The sequence below is a fragment of the Micromonospora sp. NPDC050187 genome (assembly GCF_044459745.1).
Classification (GTDB): Bacteria; Actinomycetota; Actinomycetes; order Mycobacteriales; family Micromonosporaceae; genus Micromonospora.
This window is the reverse complement of sequence record NZ_JBITJH010000028.1, coordinates 24,124-42,444: the sequence shown is the minus strand read 5'-3', so window position 1 is coordinate 42,444 and position 18,321 is coordinate 24,124. Positions and strand designations below refer to the sequence as shown.

The 18,321-nt window shown below is 71.0% G+C and carries 19 protein-coding genes; 9 read left to right on the top strand and 10 right to left on the bottom strand.

Annotated features, from left to right (window positions below):
* Positions 1-90: 90 nt before the first annotated feature.
* A complete protein-coding gene (locus ACIBJE_RS28530) occupies positions 91-960 on the bottom strand; it encodes a PhzF family phenazine biosynthesis protein (protein ID WP_396753365.1) in 870 nt (289 codons plus the stop codon).
* 33 nt (positions 961-993) lie between these two features.
* On the opposite strand from ACIBJE_RS28530, the gene ACIBJE_RS28525 reads away from it, so the two are divergent.
* The 3 genes from ACIBJE_RS28525 to ACIBJE_RS28515 all read left to right on the top strand — a co-directional run bounded on the left by ACIBJE_RS28525 (position 994) and on the right by ACIBJE_RS28515 (position 4,196).
* The gene (locus tag ACIBJE_RS28525; protein WP_396753364.1) at positions 994-2,313 is read left to right on the top strand and encodes a magnesium transporter MgtE N-terminal domain-containing protein; all 1,320 of its coding nucleotides are present in this window, start codon (positions 994-996) and stop codon (positions 2,311-2,313) included.
* Positions 2,306-2,878: a DUF1003 domain-containing protein gene (locus ACIBJE_RS28520; RefSeq protein WP_396753363.1), complete on the top strand. Its 573-nt coding sequence runs from the start codon at positions 2,306-2,308 to the stop codon at positions 2,876-2,878. Before ACIBJE_RS28525 ends, ACIBJE_RS28520 begins: the two co-directional genes overlap by 8 nt.
* A gap of 169 nt (positions 2,879-3,047) precedes the next feature.
* Entirely contained in the window at positions 3,048-4,196 is a 1,149-nt protein-coding gene (locus ACIBJE_RS28515; protein ID WP_396753362.1) for an Mrp/NBP35 family ATP-binding protein, read from the top strand.
* A 41-nt stretch (positions 4,197-4,237) separates the two neighbouring features.
* Here the strand turns inward: ACIBJE_RS28515 and ACIBJE_RS28510 are convergent, their stop codons facing one another.
* Both ACIBJE_RS28510 and ACIBJE_RS28505 read right to left on the bottom strand, forming a co-directional pair.
* On the bottom strand, positions 4,238-4,642 hold the full coding sequence (locus tag ACIBJE_RS28510; RefSeq protein ID WP_396753361.1) for a preprotein translocase subunit TatB: 405 nt from the start codon (positions 4,640-4,642) through the stop codon (positions 4,238-4,240).
* Positions 4,643-4,716: 74 nt separating this feature from the next.
* Positions 4,717-6,093 (bottom strand): S1C family serine protease, encoded by a 1,377-nt coding sequence (locus ACIBJE_RS28505; RefSeq protein ID WP_396753381.1) that lies wholly within the window; start codon positions 6,091-6,093, stop codon positions 4,717-4,719.
* A gap of 264 nt (positions 6,094-6,357) precedes the next feature.
* On the opposite strand from ACIBJE_RS28505, the gene ACIBJE_RS28500 reads away from it, so the two are divergent.
* Complete coding sequence (locus ACIBJE_RS28500; RefSeq protein WP_396753380.1) at positions 6,358-6,966, top strand: O-methyltransferase; 609 nt, start codon at positions 6,358-6,360, stop codon at positions 6,964-6,966.
* A 165-nt stretch (positions 6,967-7,131) separates the two neighbouring features.
* Here ACIBJE_RS28500 and ACIBJE_RS28495 read toward each other — a convergent pair whose 3' ends face one another.
* The gene (locus ACIBJE_RS28495; protein ID WP_396753360.1) at positions 7,132-8,598 is read right to left on the bottom strand and encodes a leucyl aminopeptidase family protein; all 1,467 of its coding nucleotides are present in this window, start codon (positions 8,596-8,598) and stop codon (positions 7,132-7,134) included.
* Positions 8,599-8,715: 117 nt separating this feature from the next.
* Positions 8,716-8,883 (bottom strand): DUF3117 domain-containing protein, encoded by a 168-nt coding sequence (locus ACIBJE_RS28490; protein WP_007455245.1) that lies wholly within the window; start codon positions 8,881-8,883, stop codon positions 8,716-8,718.
* A 191-nt stretch (positions 8,884-9,074) separates the two neighbouring features.
* Between ACIBJE_RS28490 and ACIBJE_RS28485 the strand changes: the two genes are divergently transcribed.
* Both ACIBJE_RS28485 and ACIBJE_RS28480 read left to right on the top strand, forming a co-directional pair.
* Positions 9,075-9,893, top strand: a complete 819-nt coding sequence (locus tag ACIBJE_RS28485; protein WP_396753359.1) for a PaaX family transcriptional regulator C-terminal domain-containing protein — start codon at positions 9,075-9,077, stop codon at positions 9,891-9,893.
* 4 nt (positions 9,894-9,897) lie between these two features.
* Positions 9,898-10,689, top strand: a complete 792-nt coding sequence (locus ACIBJE_RS28480) for an enoyl-CoA hydratase-related protein (protein ID WP_396753358.1) — start codon at positions 9,898-9,900, stop codon at positions 10,687-10,689.
* Positions 10,690-10,789: 100 nt separating this feature from the next.
* Here ACIBJE_RS28480 and ACIBJE_RS28475 read toward each other — a convergent pair whose 3' ends face one another.
* From ACIBJE_RS28475 to ACIBJE_RS28455, 5 genes are all read right to left on the bottom strand, one after another.
* Positions 10,790-11,542 carry an SDR family NAD(P)-dependent oxidoreductase gene (locus ACIBJE_RS28475; RefSeq protein WP_396753357.1) on the bottom strand — a complete coding sequence of 251 codons (753 nt, stop codon included), beginning with the start codon at positions 11,540-11,542 and terminating at the stop codon, positions 10,790-10,792.
* Positions 11,543-11,644: 102 nt separating this feature from the next.
* Positions 11,645-12,238, bottom strand: a complete 594-nt coding sequence (locus tag ACIBJE_RS28470) for a hypothetical protein (protein ID WP_396753356.1) — start codon at positions 12,236-12,238, stop codon at positions 11,645-11,647.
* Positions 12,239-12,242: 4 nt separating this feature from the next.
* Complete coding sequence (locus ACIBJE_RS28465) at positions 12,243-12,824, bottom strand: DNA-3-methyladenine glycosylase I (RefSeq protein WP_396753355.1); 582 nt, start codon at positions 12,822-12,824, stop codon at positions 12,243-12,245.
* A 63-nt stretch (positions 12,825-12,887) separates the two neighbouring features.
* Entirely contained in the window at positions 12,888-13,748 is an 861-nt protein-coding gene (locus ACIBJE_RS28460) for an inositol monophosphatase family protein (protein ID WP_396753354.1), read from the bottom strand.
* A gap of 337 nt (positions 13,749-14,085) precedes the next feature.
* Complete coding sequence (locus ACIBJE_RS28455) at positions 14,086-15,009, bottom strand: phosphotransferase enzyme family protein (RefSeq protein WP_396753353.1); 924 nt, start codon at positions 15,007-15,009, stop codon at positions 14,086-14,088.
* A gap of 526 nt (positions 15,010-15,535) precedes the next feature.
* On the opposite strand from ACIBJE_RS28455, the gene ACIBJE_RS28450 reads away from it, so the two are divergent.
* Genes ACIBJE_RS28450 through ACIBJE_RS28440 form a run of 3 tightly spaced genes read left to right on the top strand, consistent with a single transcriptional unit; the run spans position 15,536 to position 18,299 of the window.
* The gene (locus tag ACIBJE_RS28450; protein WP_396753352.1) at positions 15,536-15,961 is read left to right on the top strand and encodes a PPOX class F420-dependent oxidoreductase; all 426 of its coding nucleotides are present in this window, start codon (positions 15,536-15,538) and stop codon (positions 15,959-15,961) included.
* 41 nt (positions 15,962-16,002) lie between these two features.
* Entirely contained in the window at positions 16,003-16,752 is a 750-nt protein-coding gene (locus ACIBJE_RS28445) for an HAD family hydrolase (RefSeq protein ID WP_396753351.1), read from the top strand.
* Entirely contained in the window at positions 16,749-18,299 is a 1,551-nt protein-coding gene (locus ACIBJE_RS28440) for a UbiD family decarboxylase (protein WP_396753350.1), read from the top strand. The genes ACIBJE_RS28445 and ACIBJE_RS28440 overlap by 4 nt, the downstream gene beginning before the upstream one ends.
* Positions 18,300-18,321: the final 22 nt, after the last annotated feature.

Here is an 18,321-nt window from a genome sequence, read left to right as displayed (position 1 = left end):
CCCGCCCCCACCCGCGCGCCGGACCGCCACTCGGAATCGGGGTCGCGGGCTTCGGGAGATCCACCTCGCCGTCGACGTCGCGCGGGGGCGTCAGCCGAGGAACGGCGGAACGTTGATCTCGCCCCGGGCGACCGGCATCACCTGGCCGCTGACCGTAGCGCCCAGCGCGACGCCGCCAGCCGCGGTGACCGTGCAGGTCAGCACGGACGGGCGGTTCAGCTCGTAGCCCTGCTCGACGGTGTACGACGACCGCCCGTCGCCGGGGAGCAGGCCGCTGGCGACCAGCCACACGCCCAGGCCGAGGGCGGCCGAGCCGGTGGCCGGGTCCTCGGGTACCCCCAGTCCGGGCACGAAGACCCGGGAGCGGGCGGTTTGCGTACCGGCGTCCCAGGAGAAGACGCTGACATGCTCCACTCCGTACCGCTCCGCCGCCCTCGCGTCGACCCGCGCGCGGGCCACCGCGTCCGGACGGACCGGCAGGTAGGGGAACTCCAGCCCGCAGCCGGCCACCCGGGGCGCCGGCCCGGCGTGGTCGGCGGCCCGCAGGCCGGCCACCTCCAGCAGCGGCTCCACGTCCAGCTCCGGTCCCAACGTGGGCATGCCGCCGGTCAGGGTGGCGCCCGTCCCGGTCACCTCGACCGGCAGCACCCCCGCCCCGCACTCCTGGGTGACCTGACCCGTGTCGAACCAGCCCCGTCGGCACGCGGTCACCGCCGCGCCCACGCTCGGGTGGCCGGCGAAGGGCAGCTCCGCCGCCGGGGTGAAGATCCGGGCCCGGTACGTCGCGCCGAACTGGGTGGCGGGCAACACGAACACCGTCTCGGAAAGGTTGAACTCCCGCGCGAGCGTCTGCATCTGCTCGGTGGCGAGCCCCTCCGCGCCGAACACCACGGCCAGCGGGTTGCCGGCGAACGGGCGGTCGGTGAAGACGTCCACGATCTCGTAGGCCAAGGTCGACATGTTGATAGACACTAGGCGCATAGGCTGGTCGGCGTGAGCACGCCGACCCGGGTCTACATCGCCCGACTCGCCGGGGTGGCCGTCTTCGATCCGAACGGCGACCAGGTGGGACGGGTACGCGACGCGGTGGCCCGGCTCCGGCCGACCAACCGCCCGCCCGAGGTGATCGGACTGGTCGCCGAGATGCCGATGCGCCGACGCATCTTCCTCTCCATCAACCGGGTCACCTCGCTCGACGCGGAAGCGGTCGTCCTCGGCACCGGCACACTCAACCTGCGTCGCTTCGAGAAGCGTCCCAACGAGTTGCTGGTCCTCCAGGAGCTGCTCGACCGCCGCGTGCACCTCGACCCGAACGGTCAGTCCGGCACCGTCGTCGACGTGGCGATGGAGTGCTACCGGGGCGGTGAGTGGTCGCTCAGCCGGGTGGCGATCCGGGAGCAGAGTGGCCGGCTCACCCGCCGGGGGCACCTGCACCAGGTCGACTGGGACAAGGTCCGAGGCCTCACCGGATTCGCCGACACCCGGGGTACGGCCAACCTCCTCGCCGTCCTGGAGGACATGCGCCCGGCCGACCTGGCCAACGCCCTCCAGGACCTGCCCGACCTGCGTCGCAACGAGGTGGCGGCGGCCCTGGACGACGAGCGGCTGGCGGACGTGCTCAGCGAGCTGCCCGAGCACGTCCAGGTCGAGATCCTCTCCGCCCTGGGCCGGGAGCGCGCCGCCGACGTGCTGGAGGAGATGGACCCGGACGACGCCGCCGACCTGCTCAACGAGCTGCCCCCGCCGGAACAGGACTTGCTGCTCGACCTGATGGAACCGGACGAGGCCGACCCGGTACGCCAGCTGCTGAAGTACACCCCGGGTACGGCGGGCAGCGTGATGACCTCCGAGCCGGTCATCCTCCCGCCGGACGCGACCGTCGCGGAGGCGCTGGCCCGGATCCGGGAGCCGCAACTCTCCCCCGCCGTGGCGGCGCAGGTCTTCGTCGCCCGTGCCCCGATGACCACCCCGACCGGGCGCTACCTGGGGATGGTGCACTTCCAGCGTCTGCTCCGGGAGCCCCCGGCCGACCTGCTCGGCGGGGTCGTGCTCAACGACATCGACCCGCTGCGCGAGACCACCCCCCTGCCGGAGATCACCCGCCGGATGGCCACGTACGACCTGGTCGCCATGCCCGTCGTGGACCGCAACAACCGGCTGGTCGGCGCGGTCACCGTGGACGACGTGCTGGACCACTCCCTGCCCCGGGACTGGCGGGACCGGGACGCGGCGGCGGACCGGTCCGACTCGCCGGGTGTGGACCGGCCCGGGGAGCCGGCCGGCGACCGGCTGACGGACGGTGGGCATGGCTGAGCAGCGCCGCGCCGAACGGCTGGACCAGCCGGCGGAGCCCCGCAAGATCAAACTGCCCCGGTTCGACCCGGAGGCGTTCGGACGCTGGTCCGAGGGGATCGCCCGGGGCATGGGCACCGCCAACTTCATCGTCTACATGACGGTGGTGATCGCGGCCTGGTTCGGCTGGAACACCCTGGCCCCGGCCGACCTGCGCTTCGACCCGTACACCTTCACCTTCCTGACCCTGGTGCTGTCCCTCCAAGCGTCCTACGCGGCCCCGCTGATCCTGCTCGCGCAGAACCGGCAGGCCGACCGGGACCGGGTCTCGCTCGAGGAGGACCGCCGTCGCGCCACCGCACAGAAGGCGGACACCGAGTACCTCGCCCGGGAGATCGCCGCCCTGCGGATCGCCATGGGCGAGGTCGCCACCCGGGACTTCCTCCGCTCCGAACTGGCCCGGCTGGCCGAGGAACTGGACGAGGCCCAGCAGCGCCGGCACCGGCTCGAACGGCGGCAGCAGGAGAAGACCGGCCAGCGCCCCGAACCCCTCGACGAGCCCCGGGACGGACCGGACACGGACTGACCGGCGTACCCGGTGCCGCCGGAACCGGACGACCACCGTCCGACGGCACGGACGCCCTGAACCGCCCCGGCGCACGGCCGACCCGGCGCCTCCCCGGCGGGCCGCCGACTCGCTCACACCACCCCCGCTGCCCGTGGTCGCGGAGGGGCGCCGACGTAGCATTGCCGGCATGTCAGCACCCGTCAGCACCGTCTCCGACGCCGTCCAGGCCGCGCTGGCCACCGTCGACGACCCCGAGATCCGCCGGCCGATCACCGATCTCGGCATGGTCCGCTCGGCGGTCGTCGGCGACGACGGCGTGGTCCGGGTCGAGCTGCTGCTCACCGTCGCCGGCTGCCCGCTGAAGGAAAAGCTGCGCACCGACATCACCGCCGCCGTCGGCGCGGTGCCCGGGGTCACCGGGGTCGAGATCGAGTTCGGCGTGATGAGCCCCGAGCAGCGGCAGTCGCTGCAGGCGAAGCTACGCGGCGGCGGCTCGGCCGAGGAACCGGTCATCCCGTTCGCCCAGCCCGGCTCCCGGACCCGGGTGTACGCCGTGGCCAGTGGCAAGGGCGGCGTCGGCAAGTCCAGCGTGACGGTCAACCTGGCGGCGGCGCTCGCCGCCCGAGGGCTCTCCGTCGGCGTGGTCGACGCGGACATCTACGGCCACTCGGTGCCCCGGATGCTCGGCGCGGACGCCCGCCCGACCCGGGTGGAAGACATGATCATGCCGCCCCAGTCGCACGGCGTGAAGGTCATCTCGATCGGCATGTTCACCGCCGGAAACGCCGCCGTGGTGTGGCGCGGCCCGATGCTGCACCGGGCGTTGCAGCAGTTCCTCGCCGACGTCTACTGGGGCGACCTGGACGTCCTCCTGCTCGACCTGCCCCCGGGCACCGGCGACGTGGCGATCTCGCTGGCCCAGTTGCTGCCGAACGCGGAGATCCTGGTGGTCACCACCCCGCAGGCCGCCGCCGCCGAGGTGGCCGAGCGGGCCGGCGCGATCTCGCTCCAGACCCACCAGCGGGTGGTCGGCGTCATCGAGAACATGTCCTGGCTGGAGCTGCCGGACGGCTCCCGGATGGAGGTCTTCGGCTCCGGTGGCGGGGCGACGGTGGCCGAGTCGCTGACCCGGACCATCGGCGCGCAGGTGCCGCTACTCGGGCAGATCCCCCTGGACACCCGGGTCCGCGAGGCCGGCGACGCCGGCACCCCGATCGTGCTGGCCGAGCCGGGGGCCCCGGCCGCGAAGGCGCTGGACGCGGTCGCCGACCGGCTGGCCGTACGCCGTGAGTCGCTGCTCGGCAAGCCCCTCGGCCTCAAGCCCGCCGGCCGCTGACCGACGCCCCCACCTGGCCCCCGCCACCTGCGGACCGGGGGTCAGGTGGCATCAAGGTCGTAGCTGCGGGGCCGGGGCGGCGTGGCGGCCGGGGCGGCTCCGGAGCGCAGGTCCGCCGCGGCGGCCACGTCCTTCAGATCCTTGTGCACGCCGGTGACGTCGGTGCGCAGGTCGTCGTAGATGCCCTGCAACGGCTTCCGGATCGCCTGCTCGTCCTCCTCGCTGAGCAGGTGCTTGCGGATGAACGCCTTGGGGTGCAGGTCCTCCAGCTGGATGTCGGTGCCCAACTCGCGGCTCAGGTCGGTGGTGGCGTTCCGGGCCATGTTGCGCAGGTTGCGCACCATCCGCAGGCCGTCGCTGATGACCGCCGGCAGCCGGTCGCCGAAGATCAGCAACGCGAGCAGCAGCAGCGCACCGACCTCGAACGCGCCCAGGTTGTCGAACACGCGCAACCTCCTCCTCGGCATCTGCCGGCAAGCGTACGCACGCCGGAGGGCTTCCGGGAGGGGGTGGCCGCCGCCTACTTGGCGTCTGCGGCCAGCGTCACCGAGGCGGTCTCCAGGGACGAACCACGCCGGTACTCCACCGTCACCACCGAACCGGGGGCGAACTTCCGGACCAGGGCGATCAGGTCGGTCGGCTCGGACAGCGGACGCCCGGCGAGCCGGAGGATCACGTCCCCGGCCTTGAGCCCGGCCCCGGCCGCCGGCCCGGAGGGCTCGACCATGACCAGCCGTACGCCCCCGGTGGCGCTGGGGGCCGCGCCCGGTCCGGGCACCTCGGCGCCGATCACCGTACGACGGGCCTTACCGGTGCCGATGATGTCCTGGGTGATGCGCTTGGCCTGGTTGATCGGGATCGCGAAGGCGAGACCGATGTTGCCCGCCTCCTGCCCCTCGGAGACCAGCGACTTGATCGTCGAGTTCACCCCGATGACCCGCCCCGCGCCGTCCACCAGCGGGCCGCCGGAGTTGCCGTGGTTGACCGCCGCGTCGGTCTGGATCGCCGCGTAGTAGCGCACCGGTCCGCCCGGCTCACCGGCCCGCATGGTCCGGTCCAGGGCACTGACGATGCCGGCGGTGACCGTGTTCGCCAGCGAGAGCGGCGAACCGATGGCGAGCACCGGGTCGCCGACCGCGAGAGCGTCCGAGTCGCCGAACTCCACCGGCCGCAGCCCGGTCCGGGCGACCTTGATCACAGCGATGTCGGACTCCGGATCCTGACCGACCACGCTGGCCGGGGCGGAGGAGCCGTCGTTGAAGATCACCGTCGCCCGGCCGTTGCCGCCGGCGATCACGTGGTCGTTGGTGATCACATGGCCGTCGGCGCTGGCGATGAAGCCCGAGCCCTCGCTGGTGCCGGCCGCGCCGCCGACCCGGACGGTGACCACGCTGGGCAGCACCCGCGCGGCGACCCCGGCCAGGGAGTCGGGCTTGCGCTGGGCGGCCACCGGCGCGTCCTGCGGCTGGGCCCCGAGCACCGTCCCGCCCGCGCCGCCGCGCACCGCGAACGCGTAACCCAGCGCCCCGCCGAGCGTGCCGGCGAGCAACGCGGCGACCACGGCGATCAGCAACACCTGACGCAGCACCGGTCGGCGGGGCGCGTCCGGGTCGGCCACCGGCTCCGGTTCCGTTCCCCGCACCGGTGCGGCCGGCAGCACCACAGCGGTGGGCGCGGCCGGATCCCGCCACGGGTCGGCGAGCGCGTCGGACCACCACGGCGAACTGGCACCGGTGGCGGGATGCGCTCCGCCGGTCGGTACGCCCCGGCCGTTCGTCGGTCCTCCGTGCACACCGCCCGTCGGCGCTCCCCCGGCCACCGGCGGCTGCGGCGGTGCGGAATTGTTCGCGGCGGGCCGGCGCCAGTCCCAGCCGTCGGTCACGTCGGTGCCTCCCAGTCCGTCCCGAGCCCCGTCCGCCGGGGGCGGGCCGGCGGCACCGGCCCGGCCGCGACGGACGGGATCACCATCCAGGATTGCACGGATGCCCGGCCCCGGGTCGGCGGTCGTACCGGCGAACACCACACCGACCGACCGCGTGGCTGCGCCCCTCGACCGTCGCCTCTAGGCTCATACCGCGAACCCGCCCCGCTCCACTCCCGCCGCCCCCGGAGGTGCCCCATCGCCACGGCCGCCAGTTCCGGCAGTTCGACGGCGCAGGCCCTGCAGTTCGCCGAGTCGTACGTCGCCGAGGACCTCGTCCTGCGCACCGCCCGCAGTCTCGCCGAGGAGGTGGGCGTCGACACGGTGACCACCGGGACCGGTGCCGCCCTGCGGCTGCTCGCCGCCGCCGGCAGCGCCCGGGCGGTGGTGGAGATCGGCACCGGCACCGGGGTCAGCGGCATCTGGCTGCTGCGCGGCATGCGGGCCGACGGCGTGCTCACCACGATCGACGTGGAGATCGAGCACCAGCGCATCGCCCGCCGGATCTTCGCCGAGGCGGGCTTCCCCTCCGGGCGTACCCGGATCATCACCGGCCGCGCCCTGGACGTGCTGCCCCGCCTCGCCGACGGCGTGTACGACCTGGTGTTCGTCGACGCCGAGGTGACCGGCGTGAGCGCCTGTGTGGACGCCGCGCTGCGGCTGCTCCGCCCGGGCGGGGTGCTCGCCGTCAACGGCGCGCTGGCCGGCGGGCGGATCGGCGACCCGGCCGCCCGTGATTTCGAGACGGTGACCCTGCGCGAGGCCATCAAGGCGCTCCGGGAATCGGACGAGTGGGTGCCCGCCCTGCTCCCGGTCGGCCACGGCCTGCTGGCCGCCATCCGCTGCTGACCAGCCCGCCCACCGAGCCCCCTCCCACCGCCGGCTCCGAGTACCGCCCGTTCGGGGTACCGCCGGCTCCGAGTACCGCCGGCTCCAGGTGCCTGCAGGGGTCCCCTCCTCATCAAGAAACGGTAGGAAGGGCCCCCTGCAACCACCCAGAACGGAGCCGACGACTCAGGCCAGCGTCGCCAGCCAGCGGAGCAGGCCCCGGACGCCCCAGCCGGTGGCACCCTTGGCGAGTTCGCCGTTGGCGTCGGACGACCAGGCGGGCGCGGACATGTCGAAGTGCACCCAGCGGTCCCGCAGGTCGCCGGTGAACTCCCGCAGGTACAGGGCGGCGACCACGGAGCCCGCGCCCCGGTTCGGGGCGCTGTAGTAGTCGGCCAGGTCGCTGCCGAGGTACTCGACGTAGTCGCCCACCAACGGCATCCGCCAGGACCGCTCGCCCGCGTCGGCGGCAGTGGCGACCAGTGCCTCGGCCAGCTCGTCGTTCTCCGTGTAGAGCGCGGCGGTCCGCGAGCCCAGCGCGATCGAGTTGGCCCCGGTGAGCGTGGCCAGGTCGACCAGCACGTCGGGGGCGAGCCGGTGGGCCGCGTACGCGAGCGCGTCGGCGAGCACCAGCCGCCCCTCGGCGTCGGAGTTGGTGGACTCGCTGGTCAGCCCGCCGTAGTGCTGGATCACGTCACCCGGGCGGAAGGCCGAGCCGGAGACCATGTTCTCGGCCAGCGGCGCGAGCGCGGTGACCCGGACGGGAAGGCGCAGCGCGGCGGCCCCGAGGGTGGCGGCGACCACGGCGGCGGCCCCCGCCATGTCCTTGCGCATCAGCTTCATGCCGGACAACGGCTTGATCGAGATGCCGCCGGTGTCGAAGGTGATCCCCTTGCCGACCAGCACCACGTGGGTCGTCGCGCCGGCCGGGTGCCAGCCCAGCTCGACGAGGCGGGGTCCCTTGGCCGAGCCGCCACCGACGGCGAGGATGCCGCCGAAGCCCGCCTCGGCGAGTTCGTCGGGCTGCCAGACCCGCAGGTCGACCTCGGGCAGGTCGGCGGCGAGCCCGGCGACCTGGCCGGCGAACCACTCCGGGTTCTTCACGGACGACGGCATGTTGGTCAGGTCCCGGGCGAAACAGGTCATCCGGGCGGTGGTGCGGGCCGTGTCGAGCGCGGCGGCGTACCGCTCCGGCTCGGCGACCGCGATCTCCAGTCCGGTCAACGCCGGGGTCGACCCGGTGTCGGTCATCCGGAACCGGTAGGACGCCAGCAGCGCCCCCTCGGTCAGGCCGCGTACCGCCTCGGGCGGCGCGCCGGCCGGCAGGGCCACGGTGGCGGTGCTCTCCTTCGCGAGGGCACGGACCAGCGCCGCTCCGGCGGCCCGCCAACCGGTTTCGTCGCCGTCGCCCACGCCGAGCAGCAGCAGCCGTACGGGGGTGGACATGGGGCGCAGGTGGAGACGGGTCTCACCGGCGGCCCCGGTCAGTGCCGCCGCCGACACCAGCGCGGTGGCCTCCGCGACCAGGTCGTCGGAGAGTGTCGCCGCCGTCGGGACCAGCGCCGCCGGGGCGTCCGTCCCCTCGACGCTTCGGACAGGTAGGACGAGGGTGTCGAACCGGTCGGGACCGGTCACCAGGCGGATGTCCAGCACGCTTTGCCGTACCTCCAGGGATTCTCAGGACACGAAGAGCCTGAGCCACCGGTGTACCGGTGGCTCAGGTTCCTCCGGACCACCCGGGCGGCGGACGCCGCCCGGGCCACTCCTCCATCAGCCGGCGGCTGCCTTCAACGCGTCACCGAGCGCGTTGGCCTCGTCGGGAGTCATCTCGACGACGAGCCGGCCACCACCCTCCAGCGGAACCCGCATGACGATGCCCCGGCCCTCCTTGGTGACCTCCAGCGGACCGTCGCCCGTCCGCGGCTTCATCGCCGCCATGTTGTCTCCCCTCAGACCTACACCAGGGTCGGTGGGTTGCCCCACAGCCACTTCGCGTTAAACCCACCACGCGCCGACGCGCGGTGCTGACCAACGATTTTCCCTGATGAACACCGCCGGACCCAAACCGAAGCAGCATTGGTGTAACAGCGTCTAGCATATCCCGAGTAGGCCTGTCACAATGTGCGGTCATGCAGGCACGGTCGGCACTCTTCGACCTGTACGGCGACCACCTCCGTCCCCGGGGCGGCCGGGCACCGGTCGCCGCCCTGGTCAAACTGCTCGCGCCGCTCGGTATCGCACCCCCCGCCGTGCGTACCGCGGTCTCCCGGATGGTGCGACAGGGCTGGCTGGACCCGATCCGGCTCGCCTCCGGACCGGGCTACGTGATCACCCCGAAGGCGGCCCGCCGACTCGACGAGGCGGCGTCCCGGATCTACCGCACCGCCCGGACCGGCTGGGACGGCCGGTTCGACCTGATCGTGCTCGACGCGCCGAGCGGTCGCCGGGAGCGGCAACGGCTCGCCACCACCCTGCGCTTCCTCGGGTACGGCACCCTCGACGAACAGGTTTGGGTCGCCACCCGGGCCGCCGAGGACGCCGACGTCGTGCTGACCGAGGCCGGCGTCCGGTACGAGCGCTTCACCGCTGCCCACACCGCCGGCACGCCGGGCGCGGTGGCCATGGTCCGTCGCGCCTGGGACCTCGCCGAGATCGGCCGGGCGTACGAGGACTTCGTCGCCGAACAGCGTCCGCTGCTGGCCACGGTCACCGCCCGCAGCGGTGACGAGGAGGCGTACGCGGCACGATTCCGACTGGTGCACGCGTGGCGTACCTTCCTGTTCAAGGATCCGCAGTTGCCCCCGGCCCTGCTTCCCGAGCGCTGGCCCGGCACCAGCGCCGCCAGCTTCTTCGACCGACACGCGGCCCGGCTCCGCCCGGCCGCCGACCGGTACGTGGAGCAGTGCCTCGACCTGGGCAACCGCGCCGTACGACAGAAGGGTCGTTAGACACGTGACCGAGCCGCTCCTGGTCGACCGCACCGACGCCGTCGTCACCCTGACGCTGAACCGCCCGACGGCCATGAACGCGCTCGACGTCGCGCTCAAGGAGGCCCTGCGGGACACCCTGGCCGAGCTGGAGACCGACCGGACCTGCCGGGCGGTGGTGCTCGCCGGGGCGGGCGGACAGTTCAGCGCCGGCCAGGACCTGCGCGAGCACGTGGAGACCCTGGAGTCGACCAAGGGCGACCCGCTGGCCACCGTCGGCGCGCACTACAACCCGATCGCCGCCCGGCTGGCCAACCTGCCCAAGCCGGTGGTCGCGGCGGTACGCGGCATGGCCGCCGGGGCCGGGGCGTCGCTGGCCTTCCTCGCCGACATCCGGATCGGCGGGCCGAGGACCAAGTTCCTGATGGCCTTCGCCAAGGTGGGGCTGGCCGCCGACACCGGCGCGTCCTGGACGCTGCCCCGGCTGGTCGGTCACGCCAAGGCGGTCGAGCTGCTGATGCTGGCCGAGCCGGTGGGTGCCGAGGAGGCCCGCCAGCTGGGGCTGCTCAACCAGCTCGTGGCGGACGACGAGCAGGTGCTGCCGACCGCCCAGGAGCTGGCCGCCCGGCTGGCCGCCGGCCCGACCGTCGCGTACGGGGCGATCAAGCGCCAGCTCTCCATCGCCGACGCGGGCACCCTCGCCGACGCGTTGGCCGCCGAGGCGCAGGCGCAGACGATCTGCGGGGGCACCGCCGACCACCGCGCCGCCACCCGCGCCTTCATCCGCAAGGAGCAGCCGGTCTACGAGGGGCGCTGAGCCTCCCGCGCACCCCGTCGGGCGGTCACGGATCGCGGCAAGTCGGGCTCATCCTGACGCGGGACGCCCCGACTTGCCGCAACCGGAGTGGATCACGGGCTCAGCGGGCGACGTAACCGCCGTCGATCGGGACGGTGTGACCGGTGATCCAGGCGGCCTCGTCGGAGGCGAGGAACGCGACCACCCCGGCGACGTCCTCCGGGGTGGGGATGCCGGGCTTCGGGTTGAACGACTCCATCTGCCGGCGCATCTGCGCCGGGTCCGGAGCGTTCTCGATGAAGCGCTCGACCAGCGGGGTCATCACCACGGTCGGGGCGACCGCGTTGACCCGGATGCCGCGCGCCGCGTACTCGACGGCCGCCGACCGGGTCAGCCCGACGATCCCGGCCTTGCTGAAGGTGTACGGCGAGATGTTCTCCTGGGCGGCCAACGCGGTGGTGGACGAGGTGTTCACGATCGCTCCGCCACCACCGCGCAGCATCGCCTCGATGCCGTACTTGAGCACGTGGAAGACGCCGTCGCCGTTGATCCGCCGGACCCGCTCCCAGTTGTCCAGGTCCATCTCGTGCAGCGGCTGCTGCTTTCCGTCGATCCCGGCGTTGTTGAAGATCACGTCGATCCGGCCGTACCGCTGAACCGCCTCGGCGACGCCCTGCTCGACCGAGGCGGCGTCACCGGTGTCGACGGTCACCGGCAGGGCGTCCGGCAGCTCGGCGGCGACCCGCGTGGCGCCCTCGGTGTCGATGTCCGCGATCACCACGCGGGCCCCCTCGGCCGCAAACCGGCGCGCGGCGGCGGCCCCCAGCCCGGACGCACCACCGGTGACGAAGACGACCCTGTCCTGGAAACGCATCGGCGCCCCTCTCCCGCGCCACGCGTTCGTTTCGCGGGCCGCGTACGGGAAAGCCGGCGGCACGCCGGCTTCTCGCCGACCCGTTACCCGCGCCGGAGGCCGCTAGTCGTCCTCCTCCGGGTCCTGGTTGGCCTCGGCGCCCAGCACGAACGCCTGCATGGCCAGTTCGTCCCCGCTGGGCGAGACGTACGCGGGTAGTTCCCGGGGCCCCAGCTCGTGGACGTACGACCAGAAGATCCGCACCGCCTCGGCCGGGTTCGCCGCCTCGATCGGCAGATCCAGGCTGACCAGCCAGGTCTGCCGGGGCGGCGGTGGCCCGAGCCGGTCGGCCAGGCCACGCCAACGGTCGACGGCGAGCGGGGTGACCGGGCCGTCGAGCACCAGCCCGTCGACCGGTGACGGCTCGTCGAAGACCCGCCGGGTGTACGTCACCACCAGCGGGGTCTCCGCGTCGTCGGCGCCGGGGTCGTCCGGATCCGGTTCGGTTCCCACGCCGGACTCGATGCGGCCGAGTGCGACCAGCGACGGCGGTTCCCCGTCGACGACCACCGCGACCCGGTCGCCGGGGACCGGCCGGTGCTCGGTCTCCAGCCCGGTCAGCTCCAGCGTGTCGTGGTGGACCAGCCGCTCGGCGTCGTACCGGTCGGCGGGGAGCAGCACCGCCCAGGCGCGGTCGGTGTCGGTCATGTCCGCCATCCCATCACGGCGTAGGGACGAGGACGACGTGACAGCCGGCGAGGTGGTCGTCGACCATGCCGGTGGCCTGCATCAGCGCGTACGCGGTGGTCGGCCCGACGAAGCGGAAGCCGCGCTTCTTGAGCGCCCTGGCCAGCGCGGTCGACTCCGGCGTCACCGCCGGCACGTCGGCCAGCCGGCCGGGCCGGATCGCCCGCGCGGGCGGGGCGAAGGACCAGAGCAGCGCGGAGAGCCCCTCGGGCAGATCGAGCGCGGCCCGCGCGTTGGCGATCGCCGCCTCGATCTTGGCCCGGTTGCGGACGATGCCCGCGTCGCCGAGGAGTCGGGTCACGTCGGCCTCGCCGTAGCCGGCGACGGTGGTGATCCGGAAGTCGTCGAAGGCCCGCCGGAACGCCGCGCGCTTGCGCAGGATGGTCAGCCAGGAGAGGCCGGACTGGAACGCCTCCAGCGTGATCCGCTCGTAGAGCGCGTCGTCACCGCGCAGCGGTCGGCCCCACTCCCCGTCGTGGTAGGCCGCGTAGTCCGGGGTGCTGGCACCCCAACCGCAGCGGGCCAGCCCGTCGGCACCGGTCACCAGGTCGTTCACGGCATCCACCGTAGGTCACCCTGCTCCGGACCGTTGCCTCGGCCCGCAGGGCTGTCCCTTCGATCAGGCAATTCCGCCATCGCGCGCCGAAACGTCCTCAGCCTCGACCGGCCAGTAGCGGGTGCCGCGCACGATCTCGAGAACCGACAACATGGCACCACGCAGTGCCGGGGTAACCGCAATGGCGCACCGTGATCGAGTTGAGTGTGGGCTTCCGTCAGCATCCATGACGACCGCACCTGCTTCGTGCGCGATGACGGCGCCAGCCGCGGTGTCCCATGTTCCGTTCCAGATGCTGATGCTGGCATCGAGAGAACCTTCTGCGACGAAGGCCAGTTCGATGGCCGTCGAGCCCAACCGGCGCAGCCCCTGGGCGCGAGTGGTCAACTCGCGATCCAGCTCCCGGCACAACAGATCACCGATCTCCGGCTGGGGTCCGCCGTAATCGGTGAGCGCAACCAACGCCTTGGACAAATCGGCCGTCGCGGAAACCTGTAGACGCGCACCGTCGCGAAAGGCACCGCCAGCACGCGTGGCCCAGTACCGACGCGCGAGGAACGGGACTGCGATCACGCCGAGAATCGGGAAGCCGTCGTGCACCAGGCCAAGCGAGATCGAGCTCAGCGGCAAACCGTGACTGAAATTGGTGGTGCCGTCGATGGGGTCGAGCACCCAGTAGGTGTCGGGGTCACCCACTGCGCCGGTCTCCTCGCCGAGAAAGCCGATCCCTGTGACGCCCTGGGACAACGCGGCGTGCACGAGGCGTTCGACGGCGACGTCGACGTCCGTCACGATCTCGTGGGCGTCCTTCTGCCGAACAGCGGTGAAGGGATTCGTCAGGACATAGTCGACTGCCTTGTCGATGGCGTCATGCGCGACCGGCAACAGCGCATCAGGGTCAGGCCGTGGCATGAGCTGACGCAACTCAGTATCCTTGTCCTTTTCCGGCAGACACAGCGCTCACTCGCCGCCCCCTGGGGTGCCGATCTCTATCATCCGCTGCACCGAAGCCCGCGCCCGCACCGCGACGTCAGGCTCCAGGCATGCTCCGAGAGCTGGTGCTCGCTTGGCCTTCCTGCCGGCCAGCATCGCTGCTGGTCAGTTGTACCGGCGGTCGTGTGGCCTGTCAACGAATCTAATCGTCGTCACGGCGCGGTCACGAACGGTGCGGCAGGGCGAGGGTCGACGTAGGGCGAGGCTTCCGACAAGACGGCGGTGGCCAAGTTCCGTGAGCGCCGGCACCGGGAGGCCCAATCCCACCTCAGCCATCCTGGTGCCAGAGAAATGGCACCCACAGCGCTCGCGAGGAGCCCGTGCGCAACGTCCTGACTCTGTTGACGAGCTCCTGCCCCGCTCTTTCGTCCTGCCCCGCATTCTGCGCAAGCCAGGTGACCATCTCGGCTTCAAGGGCATCCGCCATCAGGTCGTAACCGGGCCAGTCGAGCACGTCGAAGCCGTAGCTGTTCGCGAACTCCCGATACTCGCTGACCGAGTGCCATCCGAGCCGGTCGTAGTAGAGCGCGGCGGGTACGAGATCCAACTCGCGCGGCCCCACCGCCACGGTGTCCAGATCGCCCAGCACCGGCCTGCCACGGCGATCCCGGAAGACGTTGCACACATTCGCGTCGCCATGGACGACACCCGGCCGGAGTGCGAACGTCAGCCCTGTGTACCTGTTCGCCAGACGGTCCAGCAGAGCACCGATGAACAGCTTGTCCTCGTTGTCCAGCGCCGTCGCGTTCGCGAGACAGCAACGCGCTCGGCGGAACGGGTCCGCACGCGGCAACGTGACGTCGGCAGGCGGTTCCAGGGCGTGCAACTGCCGGAGCAGGGACGCCAACTCCGCCGGGGTGCCGTAGCTGATCTCGTCTCCCACCGACTCCCACAGCGTCACGAAATGGTCGCCGACACGCAGTGGCTGAGCTATCTCAAGCGGACGAACCGTGGGAACCGACGCCCCGGCCAGCCATCTGGCGACCTTGATCTCTCGCTCGGCCTCTGCCGCGCGCGCGTCCCCCCGCCCGACTCGCGCCACCACAGTTCGCGAGGAAAGCCAGAAAACCGCGTTCTCACCGAGGCGGATCAACTCCCCACCGGAGATGCTGACGTGATTCGTCGAGCATGCCTCGCGCAGAATCAGCCACGCGCACTCTGCGTCGAATGAGTCGTTCGGGACCCGTGCCATAAAACGCTCCTTGCCGGTTCGCTACGCTTCCGCGGTTTCGCCATGCGCACGCGCATCGCGTTGCCGCAGGGGCAACGCTCAGGGTCACGTCGACGACGCCGGAAGGCGCGCTGTGTTCGGTACGTACGGAAACGGTAAGGCAGGCGCCCCGCCGGGCAGGCATCAATACCCGAGGACTCCGACAATGGTTGCATTCCCAGTTACTTGATGAATCCGCCGATACTGGATCGAAAAATGGTAGTCCGGCACAATTTGTGCTGATCTAGGTCGGAATCGCCCGTCACAGAAGGCGGTGGGCTACACGATCCCACGGCCCGGTTCGACCACCACATAGGAGTTGTCGACTTTGGACGTTGCGACCCTGACGATGGTGAGGCAGGCTCGTGCTGCCGCATGGAAGCTGGCCTGGGCGCAGATGGTCGAGACCGTGGGCGCCTGCCCGGAACACGGGTCACTGCCCACTGTGCTTGACGGCCAGACGGGCACGTTGCCACCCTTGCGCACCTAAAGGCACGAGGAGCTTCTCATGGGTGACACCAGCCTCAAGAACAGCAGCCTTACGATAGTTTCCTCGCATCTGGAAAAAATGGCCCGCCTGTTCCGGGCCCCGGTCATCGCGTCGCTTTCTACAGTGAGCCCGGCCGGGCAGCCGCAGTCCAGTCCCCTGTGGGTCAAATTCGACGATGGCGAAGTCCTGTTCTCCACAGCGGCGAACCGGCTGAAGGTCCGCTACATGCTGATCAACCCCCGGGTCAGCCTTCTGGCGTGGGATCCGGAGGTCCCGGGTAGCTACATCGAAGTACGCGGCACCGCCTCGATGTCGCCCGAGGGTGCGATGGAGCTGATCGACGAACTGTCGCTCGCCTACCGCGGCACGCACTGGGTCCCCCAACCGGACGAGACGCGGGTCTTGGTGCGGGTGACCCCTACGAAGACCTTCTCGCGGGCCTGACGTCCGCTCCACAAGGCAACGTCGCCACACGAGGAGGGCTCGTGCGCACGATAAGAGCAGTGCTGTTTGATGTCGACGACACGCTCATCGACTACGCAGGTGCGGAGCACGATGGGATCGTCAGTTACCTCCGCTCTCTTGGGGTAGAGATTGATATCGAGGTTGCAGCGGCCAGGTTCGGGGAGCTGCAGGAGTTCCACTTCAACCGCTTCCTCGCCGGCCGAACCGACTATGTGGGACAGGCGCGCTCGCTCGCAAAGGACATGATCGCCTGGATGAAAGTGCGCTCGACGGGTGATCCGTACCGCTGGTTCCTGGGCTATCGCGAGCGTTACGAAGCATCGCTGCGGCTTTTTCCCGATGTCCTTGATGGGCTCGCCGCGCTGGGCAACGTGCCCCTGGGAATCGTGAGCAACAGCGACACCGCATTTTCGCGGGTCAAGCTCCAGCGGGTCGGCCTTCTCTCCCGGTTCAACTGTGTTGTCGGCGTCGACGCCGCGGGCGTGTCGAAACCGCACCCCCGCATCTTCCACACGGGCTGCGCGGCGTTGGGGTACCCACCGGCTGTGACCGCGTATGTGGGCGACAACAAGCTTGGAGACGCAGCTGCTGCCGACGCAGCCGGTCTCCTCGGTGTGTGGGTCAACAGGTCCGGTGCCGGCGGGGACGGGGTGGCCGACCTCCGGCAGCTTGCGGTGACGCTGGAGCTGGATCCCGGCCTGGCCGCAACGCCTCCGCGACGACAAGATCGGTCGGATCGGCGGGAACCGCTCGCGCCACAATCTGTTTGACGTCGCTGTCGAGCATTTCCGCCCAATTGCCGGAGACCGAGATGACCGGAGAACCCGCCATGGATGAGCCCCCATTCCCTAAAGACCGCCCCCAGAGCTTTCGTGAATACCTGAGTCGTCTGGATGAGCTCGGAGACCTGCGGAGGATCGAGTGGGAGGTGGACACCGCGTTCGAAATCGGCGCGGTCACACGCCACAGCAGCGAGGTGTGCGCGCCGGTTCCGCTGTTCACCAACATTCGCGGACACAGCGGGTATCGCATGGCGGGGGCGCCCCTCGCTTACAGTTCCTCCGCCGAAACCCGGATGGCCCGGGTAGCGATCGCACTCGGGCTGCCTCCGACGACCCCCGGCGGACGCATCGTCGAAGTACTCGCTGCGGCGATGCACCGGGAGCCCATCGCACCAGTTGTCGTGGACGACGCGCCGTGCCATGAGAATGTGCTGGTCGGCGACGCGGCGGACCTGACGAAACTGCCGAACCCGCTGCTGCATGTAGGAGACGGTGGCCCCTATGTCAACACCATAGGCATCTTCGTGGTCGCCAGCCCGGACCGGAAATGGACGAACTGGTCGGTCGCCCGGGCGATGCTGATCGACGGCAAGCGGATGACCGGCATCGTCAGTGCCAGCCAGCACAACAACGTGATCCGTCGGATGTGGCAGCAACGCGGTGAGCCGATGCCGTTCGCACTTGTTCAGGGCCCCGAGCCAAGCGCGATGTTCGTTGGCGGTATGCCGCTGCCCGACGGGGTGGACGAAGCAGGTTTCCTCGGTGGACTGTTCGGCGAGCCGATGAAGACCGTCCGCTGCAAGACCGTGGATCTCGAGGTTCCCGCAAATGCCGAGCTGGTCATCGAGGGCTATTTGGCCAACGACGAGACATGGCTTGAGGGGCCTACTGGCGAATACCACGGATATCTGCCGAATGTACGCAAACAGCGCCCCGTTTACCACGTCACCGCGATCACTCACCGGGACGAGCCGATCCTTCCCGTCGTCTGCGGGGGCAAACCGGTTGACGAAGACCACACGATCTGTGGCCCCGGGATCGCAGCTGTCCTGCTGGAGGAGTTACGTCGCGTCAACCTGCCAGTCATGTCAGCCTGGGTCGTCCCAGAAAGCGCCTGCACCCTGCTGGCCGTCTGCGTCTCTCCGGACTGGGCGCAGCGCACGGGGTTGACCTCGACCGACCTCGCGCGGCGCATCCTCGATGTCTGTAAGGCTCCGGACGCCGCTCACGCCGGTTGGTGGATCAGCAGGCTGATGGTCGTCAACCACGACATCGACCTCACCGACATGCGCGACCTGCTGTGGGCCTGGTCCACCCGGTGCCATCCGGTCACTGGCCGGGTGGCCGTCATGGACCAGCCGATCCCGGCCGGCGTCGTGTTCTATTCGGACGCGGAACGCAGCGCGGCACGCGGTGCGGTCGAAGTGCTGGACTGCCTACTGCCCATCGGAGACAAAGCACCGCGCAGCACCGCCTTCTCCGTCAACTTTCCGCCGGACCTGCAGCGGCGGGTGCTAGAGAGGTTGACCGACTGACGTCCGCCTCGTCATGACGGCT